The sequence below is a fragment of the Streptomyces sp. NPDC022910 genome (assembly GCF_055561075.1).
The window spans coordinates 59,200-77,339 of the sequence record NZ_JBVHHL010000034.1; the positions used below are offsets into that span (position 1 = coordinate 59,200).

Genomic DNA, 18,140 nt, shown 5'->3' on the forward strand with positions numbered 1-18,140 from the left:
GGATCGTCCGGTTGACGTGCGCGCCGGTGACGATCGCACGCCCGGTGCGCCGCCCTCGTCAGGGCGGCCGGTTGCGGTCAGGGGGGCGTCACGGCAGGGTTCGACGGTATGGCTACTTTGCTGATCGTGCATCACACCCCCTCGCCCCATTGCCAGGCGCTATTCGAAGCCGTTGTCTCCGGCGCGACGGCACCGGAGATCGAGGGTGTGCGGGTGGTGCGGCGGGCGGCGCTGTCCGCCACGGCGTCCGACGTGCTGGCAGCCGACGGGTATCTGCTGGGGACTCCGGCCAACCTCGGCTATATGTCCGGGGCACTCAAGCACTTCTTCGACCAGGTCTACTACCCGTGCCAGGACGAGACGCGCGGTCGGCCGTTCGGCTACTGGGTGCACGGCGGCAGTGACGTGACCGGAGCGGTGCGTGGGATCGAGTCGATCACGACCGGGCTCGGCTGGCGGCGTGCGGCCGAGGCGGTGACCGTGACGGGGGAGCCGGGCAAGGCCGCGACCGAGGCGTGCTGGGAACTGGGAGCAACGGTCGCCGCCGGACTGATGAGCTGAGCCGGGGAAACACCTGCATCGACAAAGGCACGAGAATCCCGCCCCCAAGTGGGAGGCGGGATCGGTGCGTTGAGGCGTCGGCCGGGCCAGTGATCACGGGTGGCCAGGCGACCGCCCGGCCATGAGGCGGCGCCGTGGCTTGCCTGCCTCACATCCGGCGTTCTTGATTCCGCAGCTGAAGGGTCCACTGTCGTTCATTCCCACTGCCCAGTCTCAGCCCCGTTCGAACAGCTAATCCAGTGCTGCGGCAGGAGCTGACATGGGCCACGACGGTCACAGACACGGGCATGGACATCACCACCACGACCACGGGAGCGGCGTCCCCTCGTCGTTGCCGCCTGCGCTCGACCTGTCGGTTCCCGACGAGGAGCTGACGCCCAGCCAGCTCTCGCGGCGCTCGATGCTGCGTCGCACCGGTCTGCTCGGAGCGGGGCTGGCCGCCGGAAGCGTTCTGGGAGGCGCGGGCCAGGCTGCGGCTGCGCCCGGATCGAGGTACTCGCACGGCGGACGTTCCGACGGGTACCTGTGGCTGGCCGGTGACCACCACATCCACACGCAGCACAGCTCCGACGCCAAGTACCGGGTCATCGACCACGTACGGCAGGCGAACGCGCACGGCCTGGACTGGATGGTCATCACCGACCACGGCAGCGAGACGCATGCCAAGATCGGTGTGGAGAAGGTCAACCCGGACATCGTCGCGGCCCGGGAGCAGATCGACGACACGCTCGTCTTCCAGGGACTTGAGTGGAACATCCCGGCCGCCGAGCACGGCACCGTGTTCGTCCACCCCGGCAAGAACGAGGTCGCTGTACTGAAGGAGTTCGAGACCTCCTTCGACGGCTCGGTGAAGAACGCCTCCGCCGGCACGCCGGCGAACGAGGCGCTCGCCATCGCGGGTCTCAACTTCCTGGCCGAGCAGGTCCAGCGGCGCAAGGTCAAGGACGCCCTCTTCCTGGCCAACCACCCGGCCCGCAAGGGCATCGACTCCCCGCACGAGATCCGTGCCTGGCGCGACGCGCAGCCGACGATCGCCGTCGGCATGGAGGGTGCCCCCGGACACCAGGCCGGCGGCCTGCCCGCCCCCAACGGCCCCGGCTCCGCGCGCGGTATCTACGACAACAGCCCCAGCGCCGACTCGTTCGCCGGTTACCCGCTGGAGAGCTACCGCACCTGGGGTGGCTTCGACTGGATGACCGCCACCGTCGGCGGCCTGTGGGACAGTCTGCTCGCCGAGGGCAAGCCCTGGTGGATCACGGCCAACTCGGACTCCCACAACGTGTACGCCGACACCGCCGTACGCGGCCCGAACAGCGACTTCAACGCCAACGGCCGCTACAACGACCCTGTCTACGGCGGCGGCCTCAACCTCACCGACACCGACTTCTGGCCCGGCCAGTACTCCCGCACCCACGTCGGCTCCGCCTCCTTCTCCTACAAGGCGGTCATGGACGGCATCCGCGCCGGTCGCGTCTGGGTCGACCATGGCGGGCTCATCAGCGGCCTCGACGCCCAGCTGCGCTCGGGCGGCCGCGGGGTGACGCTCGGCGGCGTGCTCCACGTGCGCCGCGGCAGCCAGGTCGACCTGGTCGTCGAGATCAGCCTCGCCAACGGCCCGAACTGGGCCCAGTTCGTACCGACGCTGGCCCGCGTCGACGTGATCCAGGGCGATGTCACCGGCCCGGTTGCGAACCAGGACTCGTTCGCCACACCGGACACCAAGGTCGTCAAGTCCTTCGATGTGAACAAGTCCACCGGGTCGGTGCGCCTGACGTACTCGCTCGGCCGTGTGGACAAGCCGGTGTATGTCCGGCTGAGGGGTACCGACGGCAACCGCACGGCGGTCGGCCTGCGCGGCGCCGCCGTCGATCCGGCCGGACCGGCGATCGACGTGATGGGGGACGCCGACCCCTGGAAGGACCTGTGGTTCTACTCCAACCCCATGTGGGTCCTGCCCGCATGACCGCATTGCACGACGCGCCCGGCGTCCACTCCGTCATCGGGGTGGACGCGGGGACGGCGAACCTGCGAGAGGCGGACCACCTGATCCGCGACCTGGTGGAGCAACTCGCTCTTCCCTCGGGCACGATCGCCTGTACTCATCTGATCCGCACCGCCGAGCGCCGGGGCACAGTGATCTCGCTCGCCCTGCCCGACGCCGGTGCGGCCGACGCGGCGTGGGAACTCCTGCCCGGCCTTGCCCTGAAGGAAGGCACGGAGGTAGGCGCCGTACTGGGGGAGCATGCGTACGGTCCTGCCGAGGCCGCCCGCGCGGCAGCCCTGGCTGTTGCCGAACACGTGGACCGGCGGGGCGGCCGGGCAGTGGTGTATCCCGGCGTCGACCGTCTCACCAGCACCGTCACCGTGTCCGACGTGCTCGCCCACACCGCCATCGACCAGGTCACCGTGCTCGGCACGCCGCCGGCGGACGGGCAGGGGCCCGACCCGGCCACACCGGTGCTCACCCGCGACCACGTACGGCCCGAGTGGCACGAAGGACACCTGACCCTCGCCCTGGTTCCGGCCGCAGGCGGAACCCTCGCGCCGTTCGAGGTGCCCAACCCCACGCCCTGTTGCGCCGTTCACGCCTGATGGAACGACTCGGCGCGGGTGCACTGGTGTCGACGGGGGGCAGACTCAGGCGCGGCGGCGAGTCTCCCTCATACTGCAACCACATCTGGGGTGTGTGGCCTCGGCGTTGGTAAAGCATGACGTCGTGCTCCCGCATCCGGCGCCCTGTTGTCGGCCCGCACTCGCCCTCGGCCGTCTGGAAGCGCCGCAGCAGACGCAGTAGCCGTATTTAGTTTCAAACGAAACCGTATCGAATGAATTGGTAGCTGGTAACGTGCTCTCATGAGCGCTGATGTTCCTCACCGAACCACCACCTCGCGCGCGACCGATCGCCCCGGGGATACCTCGCCTTTCGCTCTCGGCTTGCTGCTGCGCCGGGCGCACTGGCACGCGGCCGCGGTGATGGGGGAGGCGCTTCGACCGCTCGGCATCGAGCTGCGGCATTTCGCCGTGCTGCTCGTGCTGGTCGACCGCGGGGCCACGGTGCAGCGGGACTTGGCGGCGGCGACGGGGTCGGACAAGGCGGGAATCATGCGGGTCGTGGACGACCTGGAGCGTAAGGGGCTGGCCGTACGCAAGACCGTTCCGGGGGACCGGCGGGTGCGGGCAGTGGAGATCACGCCTCAGGGCGTCGAGCTTTTCGATGCAGCCCATGTGGCGGCGGAGCCGCTGGCTGAGCGTCTGGTTGCCGAACTGGGTCCCGGCGGGCCCGAGCAGTTGACGGATCTGCTCACCCGGCTTGCCCATCCCGCAGGCGGTGAGGCGTAAGCGCGCCTGTGCGACGGTTACGTGCCGCGTGAGCGCGGTTCGTCTCACGCGGTCTCAGCAGCGTTCGCGGCGGACCCGGTCTTGAGAGCTGCGGCCGTCGTCGCTACGCGTCGGCCCTGGGTGCGGGCGGCGGTCAGTGCTTCGTCGGACCGAGGTGTCCGCACGGCTACCGCGCTGCCACCATGCCTGGCCGGCGGTGTGCTCTTCATCCTTGCGCGTATTGCCGGCGTCTCGATGTGCGGCCCGCCGGCAGGGCGAACGCTCCGGCTGCCCCAGCGCCAAGCCGCAGGCCCCCAGGGGCAGAGGCGGTCACCGTTGAAGAGGGCGCAGGCGAGGGGACGCCGTGTGACGTGCTGGCTCAAGGTGTCACACGGCGTCGTCGAGGTGTCACAGGCGCTTATGGCGGGCGTTACACGGCGAGGCGCTCCGCGAGTTCCTTGGCCTTGGTGATCGCGTCCGCGAAGGCGCGCTCGTGGGAGGCCTCGTAGAGGGGGACCAGTTCAGACATGGCCGGGTTGCGGAGGGCCATGGTGAGTTCCGGGACGATGAAGTGGAGGTCCAGGCCGAGGGTGCCCCCGAGGACGGCCTCCAGGTAGTTCTGTACGAACTCGTAGCCTTCGCGCGGGGTGCCCGGCGCGTAGGAGCCGCCGCGGCTGGCGACGACGGTGACCGGGGTGCCCTGGGCGGAGGGGGCCTCGCCCGCGGTGCGGCCGAGCAGGATCACGTTGTCCAGCCACGCCTTGAGGGTCGACGGGATCGAGTAGTTGTACATGGGGGCGCCGATCAGGACGGCGTCCGCCTGTTCCAGCTCCTCGATGAGCTTCACGCGCGCGGCGAACGCGGCGGACTGCTCCGGGGTGTGCTCGGACGGTGCGGTGAAACCGGCGGTGTGGGCGTCGGCGGTGATGTGCGGGACGGGGTTGGCGGCGACGTCGCGGTAGATCACCGTGCCCTCGAGGTGCTGCTCCTCCCAGGCCCTGCGGAAGGCCTGCGCGACCGAACGGGACGAGGACGCCTCGCCGGGAAACGCGGACGAGTCGATGTGCAGCAACGTGGCCATGGACTTTCTCCAAAGAGCGATGCCCGAGGCGGGAAACCAAGGGCTGGGATTCGTATTCGGCGATAGTTAAACACAAGAAGGTATTGAATGATACTATCGCGAATGCAACGGCAGTCGACGCGTTGATCAGATGGGAGGTAGGCGATCTTGGACGTCTACGAGGCGGTCAGGAGCCGACGGGCGGTGCGCGGGTTCACCGACCGGCATGTCCCGAGGGAGGTGCTGGAGCGCGTGCTGTCCGCCGCGGCTTGGGCGCCGTCCGCGTCGAACCTCCAGCCGTGGCACGCCTACGTGCTGACCGGCGCGCCGCTGGCCGAGCTCACGAAGCGCGCCGGCGAGCGCGTGGCGTCGGGCGACCCCTGGGACGAGCCGGAGTACGAGCAGTACCCGCCCACACTGAAGTCCCCGTACCGCGAACGCCGATCCGCCTTCGGCGAGCAGCGCTACGGCGCACTCGGTATTCCGCGCGCGGACCTGCAGGCGCGCCAGAGGGCCGCTTCCGCGAACTGGGAGTGTTTCGGCGCGTCCGCCGCCCTGTTCTGCTACATCGACCGCGACATGGGCCCGGCCCAATGGTCCGACGTCGGCATGTATCTGCAGACCGTCATGCTGCTGCTCCGCGCCGAAGGGCTGCACAGTTGCACGCAGATGGCTTGGGCGAAGTATCACAGGACCGTCGCGGAGGTCCTGTCACCCCCGGACGAGCTCCTCCTCTTCTGCGGCATGTCGATCGGGTTCGAGGACGTCACGCTGGGTGATGCCCGTATTGGCCGGGCACCGCTCGACGAGACGATCACGTTCGTCGAGGGTTAGCCTGCGCGTTTCACTTGCCGCGGTGTCCGGATCTTGACCCGAAACGCGAAAGTGCCCTCTGAGCTGGGAAGATGAGGCTTGTCGAAGGTCTCTGTCATCCCAGCAGGAAGGCACTTTCTGCGTGCACACCACCGGGTTGCGTCCCAAGCTCGTCGTCTCGGCTGACGGCCACGGGATGGTCAGCCATGCCGGGTCTCGTCTGCTGGCCGATCTCGCTGACGCCACCGGCCTGACCGCCGCGTTCACCGACGCGCTACGCCACCTGCGGCCACGAAGGGGGTCGCTCGCCGCGGGATACGGCCGGAGCAGAGGCAGGGATGAAGGGGATCACTTTTCCTGCCTGGCACGGAAAGCACTACGTGACTCTTGCGCCGTGGACGGTGAGCCGGGCGACTTCACCGACCGCGTCACCTGGCGCGGCATCATGATCAGCGGCGTGCCCAACATGGCCTAGGTCTTCGGCTACCTGCGCTACAGCTGGACGCTGCGCGCCGACATGGTCTGTGACCTCGTGGCCGACCCGCTGCGGCACATGGGTGACAAGCACGCCACCACGGTCACTCCGAGCCTGCGGCCGGCCGACGTGGAGATGCAACGGCGCCCGTTCTGCGATCCGGAAAACTTCAGCTCCGGCTACGTCATGCGATCGCAGAACATTCTGTTCAAGTAGGGCAGTGGGGAGCCCCGGACGCACATGCTGGAGTACCAACAGGAACGGGAGACCCTGCCGCACGCCGGCCTTGATGACGGATCCCTCGTCTACAACTGAACCCGCGTGGCACCCCGAATCGATGACGCGCCCCCGGCCCCGCGAACAGCTCGCCGGGTAGACGCTGCCGGTCAGCCCACCGTTGGACCTGTCAGCTCTTACCGAGCTGCGCCGGGGCGGGCGGCGCGGGGGGGCGGTCCGTCGGAGCCGGCCTGCTGGTGCTCCGGTTCAACGCGGTGGGATGTCGAGCTGAGCTGGAGCGCGACGATGATCGCGGCGAGGACTGCGAGACCGGTCGCGATCAGGAACGACAAGCGGTAGCCGTCCACCAGGGAGCCGCCGTGGCCGTCGGTGGCCGCGGCGGCGGCGAGGATCGCCAGCCCGACCGCGGCGCCGGTCTGCTGGCTGGTGGTGAACAGCGCCCCGGCCAGTCCCTGGTCGCTGGCCTGGACCCTGCTGGTGATCGCGATCGACGCGGTCGGCAGCGCCAGCCCGACCCCGGCTGCGGTCAGTACCAGGCCGGGCAGCACCGCCGCCGGGTAACTGGCCCCGGCGGTGATCTGCGTGAGCGACAGCTGCCCGGCGCCTATGCAGGCCAGCCCGGCCAGCAGGACGGCCTTGATGCTGAACCGGGCCAGCAGCCGGCGGGTACCGAGGGTGGAGACAAGCACTGAGGTCACGGTCGACGGGGCCAGTGCCAGGCCGGTCGCCACCGGGCTGAACCCCAGTACCTTCTGCATGTACAGCGACGCGAAGTACACGTAGCCGGCGATGATCGCGCCGATCAGCAGCATCGCCGCGATCGCGGCCCGCCGGGCCGGTTCCGCCAGGATCGACAGGGGCATCATCGGAGCCGCCGACCGCTTTTCGGCGAACGCAAAGCCCGTGGTCAGCAGCACCGCCAGGGCGAGAGCGATGATGGTGGTGGGCGCGGTGAAGCCGTGCTGCTGCCCGCTGCTGAGCCCGAAGATCAACGCTGCGATGCCGGTGGTCACCAGCAGCGCCCCGCGCACATCGACGCTGCTGCCGCCACCGGACCGCTTCCCGGCCGGCAGCCGCGGGACCAGCGCGAGTTCGACGTGGACATCGTGCTCGACGCGGCGATGGTCCAGTTTTGGCGGGCCGGGTACGCCGACACCTCGCTCGACGACCTCTCCAGGGCGACCGGATTGAACCGAAGTTCCATCTACTCCTCGTTCGGCGACAAAGACTCGCTCTACCTGCGCTGTCTGGACCGCTACGCCGTCCGGTATGGAAAGAGGTACGAACAGGCGCTTTCCTCCGATGCGTCCGGGGAACCGCTGCGGGCGATACAGGCGTTTTTCGAGGTCACCCTCCAACGCATCGCCGACCCCGACGTGCCGGACGGATGTCTGGTCGCTCAGACCGCGATGGCGACACCAGCACTCAGCCCCGCTATCGCCACACGTGCGATCGAAGCTGTGGCGCTTCAGCGTGCGCGGCTGCGGACCGCCTTGAACACCATGGAGTTGACCGAGGGCGACGCCGAGAACTACGCCACTCACATCACGGCGGTCAACCAGTCGCTGGCCGTGATGAGCAGGGCCCGGGCGAGCCAGAAGCAGCTCCGCACGATCGTCGACATCAGCATGAGCGCGCTCGCGCGGGCTTTGCACACCCGGGGCTAGCCTGCGCGTTTCACTTGGGGCTGTGTCCGGATCATGAGCGGGAACGCGAAAGTGCCTTCTGAACTGGGACGATAGGGCTTGTCTAAGGCTTCTGTCGTTCCAGCAGGAAGGCACTTTCTACGTGCACACTACCGGGTCACGTCCCCGGCTCGTCGTACGCCGAGCCAGTCCCGTCCGGCGACGTAGCGGCGCATCGCTGCTGCCAGGTGGGTGTTCAGGATGCCCCTGAACTTCGCGAACGCTGCCCGGGGTTACCCGCTTGTCTCCCCTGCGTCTCGCTCCGTGGTCTCCGCGGCTTGCTGGGGTGTGCACTGCAACCGCAGCAGTCTGTGCATCCGGTGGAAGAGGAAGGCGGCCATGGGCAGTTCGACGAAGACGGCGAGTGCAGCGGACGCCCAGACAGCAGGCGTACCGAATGCCAAAGAGACATCGAACCATGCGTCGCACACCAGGAGGACGGCGGTCGCCAGAGCGGGAATCACCGCGGCCGGATGGCGGCGCTTCCCGAGGACGGCGGTCGCCCCCAAGGCTGTGAGCAGCAGAATGTCGAAGCCGACCCAGGTCGTGCGCCACTCATGGACACGGTAGTCGGACGGCAGTGTCAGTCCCACTATCACTGTCCAGGGGACCAGGCCCAGCGCGGACGCCGCGAGCAACTCGACGGTGTGGCGTCGGCGCCGCTCGCGCGGGTCGTCCCGAGGCAGGCCCCCTACCGGGGCCGAGCGTGCTGGCGCCGGGGTGTCCACGAAGGAGGCGGACGTCGAGTCCTCGGTCGCCTGACTCATCGGCGCGTCGATTCCTCAAGGACGCTGCGCGAAGACGCGGGCTGCCAGGCCGCTATCCGCCCGGTGGCGAACCAGCCGAGCCCGGCCAGGACCACTCCGGCCAGGGCGTTCGGAAGCTGCCGGCTCAACAGCATCACCGCGGCTGCCGTGTCCAGGCCCACCGCGAGAAGGACGAACGCGGCACGCTGCCATGCTTCGCGCGGTGCGGCGGCCGCCACGGGACGGTCGAGCCGGGTGCGGAAGATCCCCGGAGTGAGGTGGCTCATCTCGGTCCCTTCTCCTGACCCATCTGGCCGTTGTCCATGTCAGCCTCCACAGAGCCCACGGATGTCAGGGGTAACCTGCGAGAGGTCTACCGATATTTCCGAGGAGAGCGCCCGAGGGGCGACATTCGGACGTGACAAAAGGCACACAGGGTTCCGCCCGATCCGGCTCGCGCGCAGCGGCAGTCCCGGACCTGACCTCCAGAACCCTGCAAGCCGGTGCGAGGATCGGTAATACGTGCGTGGGGTGCGACGCCGGCGACCACAGCGGCCGGTGCCGCAGGCAGGATGAGTTTCTCGGCGAGTCGATCGAACGGTACTGCTGACGAAGTTCGTGTTGTGGTGCAGCCGCTGAGCGGTCGACCTCGAGGCTTATTGTGTCCGTCATGCGCGCGATCATCGTCAATCGTTACGGCGGCCCCGAGACCCTGGAACTGGCCGAGGTCAACGACCCCAAGGTCGGTCCTGACTCGGTGCTCGTACGTGTGAAGGCCGTCGGGGTGAACCCGGTCGATTGGAAGATCGTTGCCGGATACCTCGACCCGCTCATGTACATCCACTTCCCCCTGGTCCCCGGCTGGGACGTCGCGGGCGTCGTCGAGGCGGTCGGCCTGGACGCACCGGAGTTCTCGGTGGGCGACGAGGTCTTCGGATACGTCCGCAAGGATGAGGTACAGCACGGCACTTACGCGGAGCTCGTCGCTGCGCCCGTACGTACCCTCGCGCACAAGCCTGCGTCGCTGAGCTGGCAGGAGGCGGCCGGCGTCCCGCTGGCCGGGCTCACCGCCTGGCAGTCACTGGCCCGGGTGAGGGTCTCCGCGGGCGATACCGTCCTGGTCCATGCGGCGGCCGGTGGTGTCGGGGCTTTCGCTGTGCAGATCGCCGCGGCCAAGGGGGCCCGGGTGATCGGCACGGCCAGCGAACGCAACCACGACTTTCTGCGCTCCCTGGGCGCCGAGCCGGTGACCTACGGCGACGGCCTGGCAGATCGCGTACGTCAACTGGCACCGGAGGGCATCGACGCGGCAGTGGACTACGTCGGTGGTGACGTGGTCGCCGTCTCGCAGGAGCTGCTGAGGGACCGGGCCCGCGTCGCCTCGATCGTCGACCCGAAAGTCACCGAGCGTGGCGGACACCATGTGTGGGTCAGGCCCGACAGCGCAGATCTTGCCGAACTCGCCCGACTCGCCGACACCGGCAAGCTGGGCGTCCACGTCGAGCGCGCCCTGCCGCTGGCCGCGGCCGCCGAGGCGTTCCGTCTCAGCAAGAGTGGGCGGAGCCGCGGCAAGATCGTACTCGAGGTCGGCTGACCTTCACCGGGCCAACCGGCACGCCGCCGGGCCAAGGGGGAGGGGAGGCCGCAAGAGGGACGAGGGCAGTTCCCACGGTGCCCGCCCACGGCTCACCCGATCCGTGACGTGCTGCGACGCTGCCGCAAGGCCGGGAACCGCTGCTTCCAGCTGGCAACCGCCCCGGCCGGTCCACAATCCGGCGTCCACATCGCGCCCTGACGGACTGTCTATGCGCCCTTCGGCGCGGCCTGCTGCACGACCTCGAAGGACCACAGAGTGGATCCGCTCGCCGCCGGCTTGGGGCGCTCGCCACTCTCCGTGCCGCCGCCCTGGTGGGCCGCCTTCATGGGGCCTTCCATCCAGGCCTGGAAGGATTCCTCGTCGCGCCACCGCGTGTAGACGAGGTAATGGTCGGTGCCTTCGGCGGGCCGGAGGAGCTCGAACCACTCGAACCCGTCGGAGCTCTCCACGGCATGGGCGCGAGAAGCGAAGCGCTTCTCCAAAGTCTCACGCTGCTCGGCGGGCACGGTCAGTACGTTGATTTTTACTACGCTAGGCACATGACACCTCTCGTCAAACGGGGCCCGGACTGGACCCCTAACCTGGACCATATGCGCGCAGTGTCCTACATCCGGCAGTCAAGGAAGCGTGAGGACGACTCCGCGTCGTCCCCCTAAGCACAGCGGACCAAGTGCGAGGCGCTGATCACGGCCAAAGGCTGGGATAACGCGGGCCACTTCGCCGACGTCGGCAAATCCGGCTGGGACCCCAAGGTTGTCCGGCCGGAGTTCGAGGAGATGATGTCCGCCGTTCGCGCCGGCAGGTAGACGCAGTGGTCGTGTTCTCGCTGTCCCGCCTCACTCGACAGGGTGCCCTTGAGGCCATGCTGATCAATGAGGAGTTGGCCAAACACGGCGTGCTGCTCGTCAGCGTCGAAGAGCCCTACCTGGACACGTCCACTCCCATGGGTGTCGCGATCTTCGGCCTTATCGCTGCGCTGGCCCAGCAAGAGTCCGACATGAAGTCGGCGTACATCACGGCGACGAAAGAGACGCTGAGGGCAGCGGGTAGCCACGTGTCCGGCATGGCCCCGTACGAGATCGACCCGCTTGTACGTGACACCGCCGCCGAGTTGGGGGGCGGCGTTCCCTACGCGCTGAAGGCCCTGGCCGGCCAGCTGGCCGACGACCCTGACATGGGCCGGCCTTCGGGGCTGCACGGTGTCCTCACTGTGACGGTCGACGGCGACATGTTCGAGGACTGCCCCGACCTGTCCGTCGGCTACATCCGTGAGCCAGACCGGATCGAGATCCGCTACCTGCGACCGGCCCCCTCCACCGAGCCCCCCACCGGCGCCGGTGATCAGGACCAGGAGCAGGGCCGAGACCACGACCAGCCTGCCGATCTTGCCGCCGCCGCGGTCACCGTACGGGAGGTCGCCGATGCTTGGCATCGCATCACCCGCTGGCTCAAGGACAACGCCCCCGACTCCTACGCTGCGCTCCGCGCCGGTGCCAGCCCCGCCGCCCTCGCCGCCCTGGAAGAGGACCTCGGTATCCGGATACCCATCGAGCTGCGCGTCCTGTGGCTGCTGACCGCGGGCGACGACGGGAGCAACGGTTGGGGATGCCTTCCGGGCAATAAGGCGCTCATGCCCCTGGACGCCGTAGCCGCCGCCTACCGGCTGAAGATGGACTCCCAGACCCACCAGGACACCCTCAACGCCGACCGCCCCGAAGACGAGCGGATCACCGTATGGAAGGCAGCCCGGATTCCCGTTGTCGCCTTGGGCCCGGCTGACAGCACCTCGGGCCTTTACCTGGACGCCGAAACCGGCTACCTGGGCCGCTGGTCCCGCTACAACGAGTACCCCGGCGAAGAACTCGACACGCTGGTCACCTATCTGGAAGAGGCTGCCGACATGCTCGAAACCCCGGCCCTGGCCACCCGGGACAAGCCCGGCCTGATCGGTGGGGCGCTGGTGTGGCTCAGCAGTATCGACCCCGCCCAGGAAGACCGGTGGCAGCCTCTGACCGGCTGACCACACATCCCGAGCGCGCCGCGCAGGATGTCCGCGGTCACGGGCGTGGTGATCCAGTCGTGCTGGGTGTGCATGGGTTCAACCTGTTGATCGTCTTTGGAGTGTGCCGATGCGCCGATGCGCTGCGCGGCCGACGGCCCCCGGCTGGTGGGGCGGGTCAGGGCGCGGGCCAGTTGCTCAGCAGGGCGTCGAGGGAGTCCAGGATCCGTGTCCAGGATTCCTGGGTGTCGGGTGTGCTGTGGCTGAACGCTCCGCCCATCTCCAGGCTGACGTAGCCGTGAAAGACACTGCCCAGCAGCCGGACCGCGTGCGTCTGGTCGGGCTCCGTCAGGTCGTAGCCGCGCAGGATCGCCCGCGTCATCTGTGCGTGCCTCCCGCCGGCGCTGGCGGCCGCCGTCTCCGGGTCGAGCTTCATCTGGGCGGCGGCGTAGCGGCCGGGATGCTCCCGGGCGTAGTCGCGGTAGACGTTGCCGAAGGCGCTCAGGGCGTCCTTGCCGGCGCGGCCGGCCAGGGCGTCGGCGGCGCGGTCGGCGAGTTCCTCCAGGGCGAGCAGAGCGATCTTGGCCTTGAGGTCCTGGGAGTTCTTCAAGTGTGAGTACAGGCTCGCGACCTTGACGTCGAACCGCCGGGCGAGGGCCGAGACGGTCACCTGGTCGAAGCCGACCTCGTCGGCCAGTTCCGCCCCCGCCCGGGTCAGGCGTTCCGTGGTCAGTCCTACGCGGGCCATAACCTTCCTCTCCTTCGGCATAACCGATTATGCATTTGCCTAAAGGCTTTAGGCAAATTAGCCTGCGTCTCATGAGACCGCTGACTGAACAAGAGATCCGTACCGCGTTCGTGAACTGCACCAAGGGCGAGGCGAAGCGCCTGTCGGTTCCGCGTGACCTGGCCGACCGGCCCTGGGACGACCTGGACTACCTCGGCTGGCGCGATCCCCAGGCTCCCGCCCGCGCCTACCTCGTCACTGAGGTGAACGGCCGGCCGCAGGCCATCGCTCTGCGCTGTCCCAGCACCGGGTCCTGGCAGATGCGGCGCAGCATGTGCTCGATGTGCCTGACCACCCATACCGGCGCCGTCTCCCTGATGGTCGCGCCGAAGGCGGGGAAGGCCGGGCAGCAGGGCAACTCCGTCGGCGCCTACATATGCAGTGACCTCGCCTGCTCGCTGTACGTGCGGGGCAAGAAGGACGCGGGCGTCGGCGCACGGCTCCAGGAGTCGCTCACCCTGGAGGAGAAGATCCAGCGGACCGTGGCGAACGTCGCCGCGTTCATGGCCACGGTGACGGCATGACCGGTTGCCATCGATAGCCCCACCGCCGTTCCTCTGTGCCCGACGTGCGGGTTACGCCATTCGGCCTCATCCTGAAACCCGATACACCGCACCAGGCCGCCACAGGCCGTCCACCCTCGGGAGGTCCTGTGATCCTGCTTGCTCTGCTCGTGCCGGCCCTGATGATGGCCTTCCTCTTCGCCACCTCAGCGCTCGAGGAACTTCTCTTCCCACGCCGCCCCACAGGCGTGGATGACGTCGACCTCCCGGCCGACAACGCACAAACAGACCCACCCGACGACGGGCCATACGTCCGGTCCTGCCGCCCCGCCACTCGATCACATCCCGCTCGCCACGTCGCCACGTCGCCACGTCGACGTCCTCCAGCCCCGCCCCACTCACGAACTCCTCGGATTGCCGTTCGTTGTGCGACAGGCCCAGGATGCTCGGGACGCCCGGCGTTCGCTGGCGACAGTGGCATCGCCGACAACAGCCCGAACCCAAGCAGCAGCATGGCGAGATGGGCGTCGGCTCCGCCGGGTAGCTGAGTAACGACCGCCAGGACGCACAACGTCGTGTCCACCACCGCGAATCAGACCAGTTGCAGCGGCACCCGGCGTCCGCCTGGCCCACCGGCGGCATAGGAGTTTGGGGGACTTTCGGGCACCCGGTGGCGCAGCCAGATGATGGCCGGGGCCGGTGCAGCGCCGGACGTCCGGCGGCCGTGTGGCAGCCGGGTCGAACGATCCGTGCCCCGCCCTGACCCTCAGCGCAGCTGTCCGCGGTCATGGCCCGCCGCGCGGGACGGCGGCGGGTGCGGGAGGACGGCGAGGTCTCAGGAGCGTTTGGCCGAGACGAGGTGGGCGAAAACGACGACGTTCGACTGGTAGTCGTGGGCGGCGTGGTTGTAGGCACCGCCGCAGGTGATCAGCCGCAGCTGAGGGGTCGGGGTGTCGGCGTATACCCGGGCGTCGGGGAAGTGGGCCTTGTCGAAGGTTTCGACGGAGTCGACCCTGAAGCGGACGGTGATGCCGTCCGCGCGGGTGAGGTCCACCGTGCTGCCGGGTTTGAGAAGGCGCAGCAGCACGAACACAGCCGGGCCGGTCTTGGTGTCGACATGGCCGACCACGATGGATGTTCCGCGTTCACCCGGCGTGGCCCCGTCCTTGTACCAGCCCGCCAGGTTCTTGTTGCTCAAGGGCGGCGCGTTCAGGTGTCCCGAGGCGTCGACGGAGAGACCCGTGAACGGCGCGTCGACGCCGATCTGCGGGATGACGATCCGCTTCGGTTCCGACCGTGGCAGCTCCTGCGCCGCGGGACGTGCCGTCGCACTGGATTCCGGCTGTGCCGGGGCGATCGCCGCGGGTGGGGCGGCGTCTGCGGGTGGGGCGACGGCTGTGGGCACCGCCTGCGGCTTGGAATCGGCCGGTGTTTCCAGTGAGTGGTGGATGAGCAGGGCGCCCACGACCACCGCCGCGGCCGGCCACAGCAGAGCCAGACGGGCAGTACGGGAGGTGGGTCTTTTGTGCGGCTGTTCGGGCGGAGCCGGCTGCGAGAGGGTCATGGAACAAATGCCTGTTCATCAACTGGGGCGGCGGTCAGACGTCGGCAGGCCGGGCGAGAGCCCGCACCAAAGCCGCAGCCGCGGGCGCTGTCGCCCTTCCCAGGGCAACAGCGGCCGCGACCGTACAGCTACCAGCAAGCACCGATCAGGCCGCGGCAGCATCCGACGCGCCCCGGCGCCGCAGCATGTACGCACCTGCCCCGAGACCGCCGAGCAGCAGCACCGAACCCGTGGCCACACCGCTGCCGGACTGCGCCAGCCCGCCGCCGCCCGCTTTCACGGCACCGCTCGGCTCCTTCGACTTCTCCTCCTTGTGGCTCGAGCCGCCTTCTTCGGTCCCTTCCTCGGCTCCAGCTCCGGCTTCGGCTCCCGCCTCGTCCCCCGTCACGGCCGGAGCGTCGCTGTCGGCCTCGGCGCCGCCGTCCGGGCCGCCCTGTGACTGCTCGTCCTCCTCATCCTTCGAGCCGCCGTGCTTGTGCGGCCGGCCGCCGTCGTCCGCCCGGGCCATGGCCAGGAAGCCGCCCCCGGCCTTCACGGCACCGCTCGGCTTGTTCGACTTCTCGTGCTTGTGGCTCGAGCCGCCTTCCTCGGTTCCTTCCTCGGCTCCGGCTTCGGCACCGGCCTCGTCCCCCGCCGTGGCGGGCGCGTCGCCGTCGGCCGGGGCCCCGGCCTCAGAGTCGCCCTTCGAGGTGTCCTCGTCGTCACGGGGTCTGCCGCCGCGCTCCTCGTCGTTCGACTCCTCGCCCTTGTGCGTGCCGTGCCCCTCGCGGTGGGAGGCACCGTCGTCCGAGGCCCGCAGCCCGGTCGGCGGCACGGCGTGCGCGGCGGGAACGGAAAACGCGACGGCCGCGGCAACCGCCGCGGAGGCGAACATGGTCCGGGTCACTCGCATCAGAGGTAGTCCTTTCGTCGCCACCGCGAAGGCCGGCACCACGCCGGCACAGCCAAGTCGCAGCAGCAACGTGTTCACCCTCAACCCGGTCACCGCCCTGCACCACCGAACGACACGGGCAAGCGAGCGAGCTCCTACTCCCTCCGAGTGACTCCAGACCGAAAATCAACCCGGTCGGCAGCACCCCCCTCGGCACCGGCATCGCCGAGCACGATGCACACGAGTGCGTGCCTCGGCATCGACGTCCCGCAGCCGCACGTCCAGTGACTCGGCATCAGGTACCGGTTCGGCCGAGGCCTGCGAGACCGGAGGCGAGTGCGGCCCGGCCGGCCCGTCGTGACAGGGGAGATGTGCAGGTCGGCCTGCCGGCTGACGATCGATCTCCTCACTTGTACAAAGGGGGCTGAGCCATCGGGCAGGACTGTGCTCGCATGGAGATCGGTCCGTACCCGTCGGGCCGGAGATGTGGGTCGTGCACGGGTGCCGGAATGCTGCGCGCCCTTTTGATGCCGTCCCTGTCACCGCCGAGGGAGCGTCATACAAGATGCTCCGTCGGGAGGTTGCGGCGTGCATCGAGATGCTCCGTTGATCCGCCGCCCGTGCGCGGGCATCGCGAGCAAGAGGTGTGAGGTGTGCACCCATGCGCCGGGGCCGCGCACTCGGGCGGCTTGGGCGTCGGCGACCGGCTTTGCAGGTGAGGGACAGCCGTAGCAGGCGGCGAGTTGGGGCAGCACTTGTCGCTCGCCGGGGCGTGGACGGGCCACCAGTTCGTCACCGCCCTCGAGGAGGCCCGGTCGTGATCCCTACGACGTGACCCGACATTGTGCCGTCAGGTGCGCTCCGGTCGGCCCTTGCGGCGGGCTTCAAGGAGACAGTGGCTCCCGCATGGTTGTTGCTCACTTTCGGGTGACGGCCGGGACACCGTTGGGGTGGCGCATACCGGCGGTTCTGCGTCACTGGCCAAAGCTTGTACGGGCGGTCGGTCCAAAAAGCTGTCAAATCATTGTCTTCACCATATAGATGGACGATGCAGGCAAGGGTCCCAGAAATATGCATGATTCGTAACATGCTTCATGTGTCGGACGCATCCTCCGCCCGTGGGGTCAGGGTGTGGGTGCGCGGTCGACCGGCCGCGCATTCGCGACTCGCACCACCCCGTTGCGCGGCCCGGTGGCCGAGCCCGGGGTGTGCCCGCACCCTGCAGGGAGAGCCCGTGTCTGTTTCCACTGTGACCGCTCGTCGTCTGGTCGCCGCCGCGGTTGCGGCAACTGCTGTGGCCGGGGCGTTTGTGCCCTCGGCGTCCGCAGCCGACCACGACCTGCGCTCGCGTTCCGCGCGCGTCGAGATCAGTGACGTGCAGTTCGATGCCTGGGGCCGTGGGGACCGCTCCAACCGTTCTCTGAACAGGGAGTGGGTGGAGATCACCAACAACACCCGCTGGGACGTGAACCTGGACCGGTGGACCCTGTCGGACGAGGACGGCCACACCTACACCTTCCACCACTACCGCCTGGAGGGCCGCGCCGCCGTCCGCGTCCACACGGGCTTCGGTCGGGACACCGAAACCGATCTCTATCAGGACCGCCGCCGCCCGGTATGGGCCGGCCGCTCCGACACGGTCGAACTGCGCAACGCGCGTGGTCGCCTCATCGACACCGTCTCCTGGGGTGGTGAGCGCCGTGGCGAGGGCGGTCGCCACCACGGTGGCCATCGCTAGAGGACGAGAAGGGGCGCGCTGGTCGCCGCTGAGTGCGGCACCAGCACGTACAACCGGCGGGGGGGGGGGGGCGCCCCCCCCGGGCCGGCCCGGGGGGGGGGGGGGGGGGGGGGGGGGGGGGGGGGGGCGGCCCCGCGGGGGGGGGGGGGGGCCCCGGGGGGGGCGGGGGGGCGCGGGCGCGGGCCG

19 protein-coding genes and 1 pseudogene are annotated in these 18,140 nt (G+C 69.1%); 12 read left to right on the top strand and 8 right to left on the bottom strand.

Going from position 1 to position 18,140, the window contains the following annotated elements:
• Positions 1–108: 108 nt before the first annotated feature.
• The 4 genes from ACZ3TS_RS27775 to ACZ3TS_RS27790 all read left to right on the top strand — a co-directional run bounded on the left by ACZ3TS_RS27775 (position 109) and on the right by ACZ3TS_RS27790 (position 3,900).
• Positions 109–561: a flavodoxin family protein gene (locus ACZ3TS_RS27775; RefSeq protein WP_467623067.1), complete on the top strand. Its 453-nt coding sequence runs from the start codon at positions 109–111 to the stop codon at positions 559–561.
• Between the two features lie 259 nt (positions 562–820).
• Entirely contained in the window at positions 821–2,524 is a 1,704-nt protein-coding gene (locus ACZ3TS_RS27780) for a PHP domain-containing protein (RefSeq protein ID WP_467623070.1), read from the top strand.
• Entirely contained in the window at positions 2,521–3,153 is a 633-nt protein-coding gene (locus ACZ3TS_RS27785; RefSeq protein ID WP_467623073.1) for a hypothetical protein, read from the top strand. Before ACZ3TS_RS27780 ends, ACZ3TS_RS27785 begins: the two co-directional genes overlap by 4 nt.
• 261 nt (positions 3,154–3,414) lie before the next feature.
• On the top strand, positions 3,415–3,900 hold the full coding sequence (locus tag ACZ3TS_RS27790) for a MarR family winged helix-turn-helix transcriptional regulator (protein WP_467623075.1): 486 nt from the start codon (positions 3,415–3,417) through the stop codon (positions 3,898–3,900).
• A 409-nt stretch (positions 3,901–4,309) separates the two neighbouring features.
• Here ACZ3TS_RS27790 and ACZ3TS_RS27795 read toward each other — a convergent pair whose 3' ends face one another.
• The gene (locus tag ACZ3TS_RS27795; RefSeq protein ID WP_467623077.1) at positions 4,310–4,960 is read right to left on the bottom strand and encodes an FMN-dependent NADH-azoreductase; all 651 of its coding nucleotides are present in this window, start codon (positions 4,958–4,960) and stop codon (positions 4,310–4,312) included.
• Positions 4,961–5,107: 147 nt separating this feature from the next.
• Between ACZ3TS_RS27795 and ACZ3TS_RS27800 the strand changes: the two genes are divergently transcribed.
• From ACZ3TS_RS27800 to ACZ3TS_RS27810, 3 genes are all read left to right on the top strand, one after another.
• Positions 5,108–5,773, top strand: coding sequence for a nitroreductase (locus ACZ3TS_RS27800; RefSeq protein WP_467623079.1), 666 nt, complete (start codon positions 5,108–5,110; stop codon positions 5,771–5,773).
• Between the two features lie 121 nt (positions 5,774–5,894).
• The gene (locus ACZ3TS_RS27805; protein ID WP_467623126.1) at positions 5,895–6,227 is read left to right on the top strand and encodes a hypothetical protein; all 333 of its coding nucleotides are present in this window, start codon (positions 5,895–5,897) and stop codon (positions 6,225–6,227) included.
• A gap of 57 nt (positions 6,228–6,284) precedes the next feature.
• Positions 6,285–6,443, top strand: coding sequence for a hypothetical protein (locus ACZ3TS_RS27810; RefSeq protein WP_467623082.1), 159 nt, complete (start codon positions 6,285–6,287; stop codon positions 6,441–6,443).
• Between the two features lie 197 nt (positions 6,444–6,640).
• On the opposite strand, the gene ACZ3TS_RS27815 is transcribed toward ACZ3TS_RS27810, so the two are convergent.
• On the bottom strand, positions 6,641–7,495 hold the full coding sequence (locus ACZ3TS_RS27815; protein ID WP_467623084.1) for an MFS transporter: 855 nt from the start codon (positions 7,493–7,495) through the stop codon (positions 6,641–6,643).
• 90 nt (positions 7,496–7,585) lie between these two features.
• Here ACZ3TS_RS27815 and ACZ3TS_RS27820 point away from each other — a divergent pair, with 90 nt between their 5' ends.
• Positions 7,586–8,131: a TetR/AcrR family transcriptional regulator gene (locus ACZ3TS_RS27820; protein WP_467623121.1), complete on the top strand. Its 546-nt coding sequence runs from the start codon at positions 7,586–7,588 to the stop codon at positions 8,129–8,131.
• A gap of 251 nt (positions 8,132–8,382) precedes the next feature.
• Here the strand turns inward: ACZ3TS_RS27820 and ACZ3TS_RS27825 are convergent, their stop codons facing one another.
• Positions 8,383–8,916, bottom strand: a complete 534-nt coding sequence (locus tag ACZ3TS_RS27825; RefSeq protein ID WP_467623085.1) for a hypothetical protein — start codon at positions 8,914–8,916, stop codon at positions 8,383–8,385.
• Positions 8,913–9,182, bottom strand: coding sequence for a hypothetical protein (locus ACZ3TS_RS27830; protein ID WP_467623087.1), 270 nt, complete (start codon positions 9,180–9,182; stop codon positions 8,913–8,915). Before ACZ3TS_RS27830 ends, ACZ3TS_RS27825 begins: the two co-directional genes overlap by 4 nt.
• 383 nt (positions 9,183–9,565) lie before the next feature.
• Between ACZ3TS_RS27830 and ACZ3TS_RS27835 the strand changes: the two genes are divergently transcribed.
• Positions 9,566–10,489: an NADP-dependent oxidoreductase gene (locus ACZ3TS_RS27835; RefSeq protein ID WP_467623090.1), complete on the top strand. Its 924-nt coding sequence runs from the start codon at positions 9,566–9,568 to the stop codon at positions 10,487–10,489.
• 209 nt (positions 10,490–10,698) lie between these two features.
• Here ACZ3TS_RS27835 and ACZ3TS_RS27840 read toward each other — a convergent pair whose 3' ends face one another.
• Positions 10,699–11,082 (bottom strand): antibiotic biosynthesis monooxygenase family protein, encoded by a 384-nt coding sequence (locus ACZ3TS_RS27840; RefSeq protein ID WP_467623093.1) that lies wholly within the window; start codon positions 11,080–11,082, stop codon positions 10,699–10,701.
• A gap of 93 nt (positions 11,083–11,175) precedes the next feature.
• Here ACZ3TS_RS27840 and ACZ3TS_RS27845 point away from each other — a divergent pair.
• Positions 11,176–12,512: pseudogene (locus ACZ3TS_RS27845) on the top strand (recombinase family protein).
• Between the two features lie 157 nt (positions 12,513–12,669).
• Here the strand turns inward: ACZ3TS_RS27845 and ACZ3TS_RS27850 are convergent.
• Positions 12,670–13,239 (bottom strand): TetR/AcrR family transcriptional regulator, encoded by a 570-nt coding sequence (locus ACZ3TS_RS27850; RefSeq protein ID WP_467623096.1) that lies wholly within the window; start codon positions 13,237–13,239, stop codon positions 12,670–12,672.
• A 71-nt stretch (positions 13,240–13,310) separates the two neighbouring features.
• Here ACZ3TS_RS27850 and ACZ3TS_RS27855 point away from each other — a divergent pair, with 71 nt between their 5' ends.
• Positions 13,311–13,802 carry an FBP domain-containing protein gene (locus tag ACZ3TS_RS27855; protein WP_467623098.1) on the top strand — a complete coding sequence of 164 codons (492 nt, stop codon included), beginning with the start codon at positions 13,311–13,313 and terminating at the stop codon, positions 13,800–13,802.
• 814 nt (positions 13,803–14,616) lie between these two features.
• Here ACZ3TS_RS27855 and ACZ3TS_RS27860 read toward each other — a convergent pair.
• Both ACZ3TS_RS27860 and ACZ3TS_RS27865 read right to left on the bottom strand, forming a co-directional pair.
• A complete protein-coding gene (locus ACZ3TS_RS27860) occupies positions 14,617–15,345 on the bottom strand; it encodes a class F sortase (RefSeq protein ID WP_467623101.1) in 729 nt (242 codons plus the stop codon).
• A gap of 145 nt (positions 15,346–15,490) precedes the next feature.
• The gene (locus tag ACZ3TS_RS27865) at positions 15,491–16,237 is read right to left on the bottom strand and encodes a hypothetical protein (protein ID WP_467623104.1); all 747 of its coding nucleotides are present in this window, start codon (positions 16,235–16,237) and stop codon (positions 15,491–15,493) included.
• Positions 16,238–17,450: 1,213 nt separating this feature from the next.
• Here ACZ3TS_RS27865 and ACZ3TS_RS27870 point away from each other — a divergent pair.
• A complete protein-coding gene (locus tag ACZ3TS_RS27870) occupies positions 17,451–17,954 on the top strand; it encodes a lamin tail domain-containing protein (RefSeq protein ID WP_467623107.1) in 504 nt (167 codons plus the stop codon).
• The last annotated feature ends 186 nt before the right edge of the window (positions 17,955–18,140 follow it).

Coding starts and splice junctions, on each gene's coding strand:
- ACZ3TS_RS27775 (WP_467623067.1), top strand. CDS start 109: ATGGCTACTTTGCTGATCGTGCATCACACCCCCTCGCCCCATTGCCAG.
- ACZ3TS_RS27780 (WP_467623070.1), top strand. CDS start 821: ATGGGCCACGACGGTCACAGACACGGGCATGGACATCACCACCACGAC.
- ACZ3TS_RS27785 (WP_467623073.1), top strand. CDS start 2,521: ATGACCGCATTGCACGACGCGCCCGGCGTCCACTCCGTCATCGGGGTG.
- ACZ3TS_RS27790 (WP_467623075.1), top strand. CDS start 3,415: ATGAGCGCTGATGTTCCTCACCGAACCACCACCTCGCGCGCGACCGAT.
- ACZ3TS_RS27795 (WP_467623077.1), bottom strand. CDS start 4,960: ATGGCCACGTTGCTGCACATCGACTCGTCCGCGTTTCCCGGCGAGGCG.
- ACZ3TS_RS27820 (WP_467623121.1), top strand. CDS start 7,586: ATGGTCCAGTTTTGGCGGGCCGGGTACGCCGACACCTCGCTCGACGAC.
- ACZ3TS_RS27825 (WP_467623085.1), bottom strand. CDS start 8,916: ATGAGTCAGGCGACCGAGGACTCGACGTCCGCCTCCTTCGTGGACACC.
- ACZ3TS_RS27830 (WP_467623087.1), bottom strand. CDS start 9,182: ATGAGCCACCTCACTCCGGGGATCTTCCGCACCCGGCTCGACCGTCCC.
- ACZ3TS_RS27835 (WP_467623090.1), top strand. CDS start 9,566: ATGCGCGCGATCATCGTCAATCGTTACGGCGGCCCCGAGACCCTGGAA.
- ACZ3TS_RS27840 (WP_467623093.1), bottom strand. CDS start 11,082: ATGGTCCAGGTTAGGGGTCCAGTCCGGGCCCCGTTTGACGAGAGGTGT.
- ACZ3TS_RS27850 (WP_467623096.1), bottom strand. CDS start 13,239: ATGGCCCGCGTAGGACTGACCACGGAACGCCTGACCCGGGCGGGGGCG.
- ACZ3TS_RS27855 (WP_467623098.1), top strand. CDS start 13,311: ATGAGACCGCTGACTGAACAAGAGATCCGTACCGCGTTCGTGAACTGC.
- ACZ3TS_RS27860 (WP_467623101.1), bottom strand. CDS start 15,345: ATGACCCTCTCGCAGCCGGCTCCGCCCGAACAGCCGCACAAAAGACCC.
- ACZ3TS_RS27865 (WP_467623104.1), bottom strand. CDS start 16,237: ATGCGAGTGACCCGGACCATGTTCGCCTCCGCGGCGGTTGCCGCGGCC.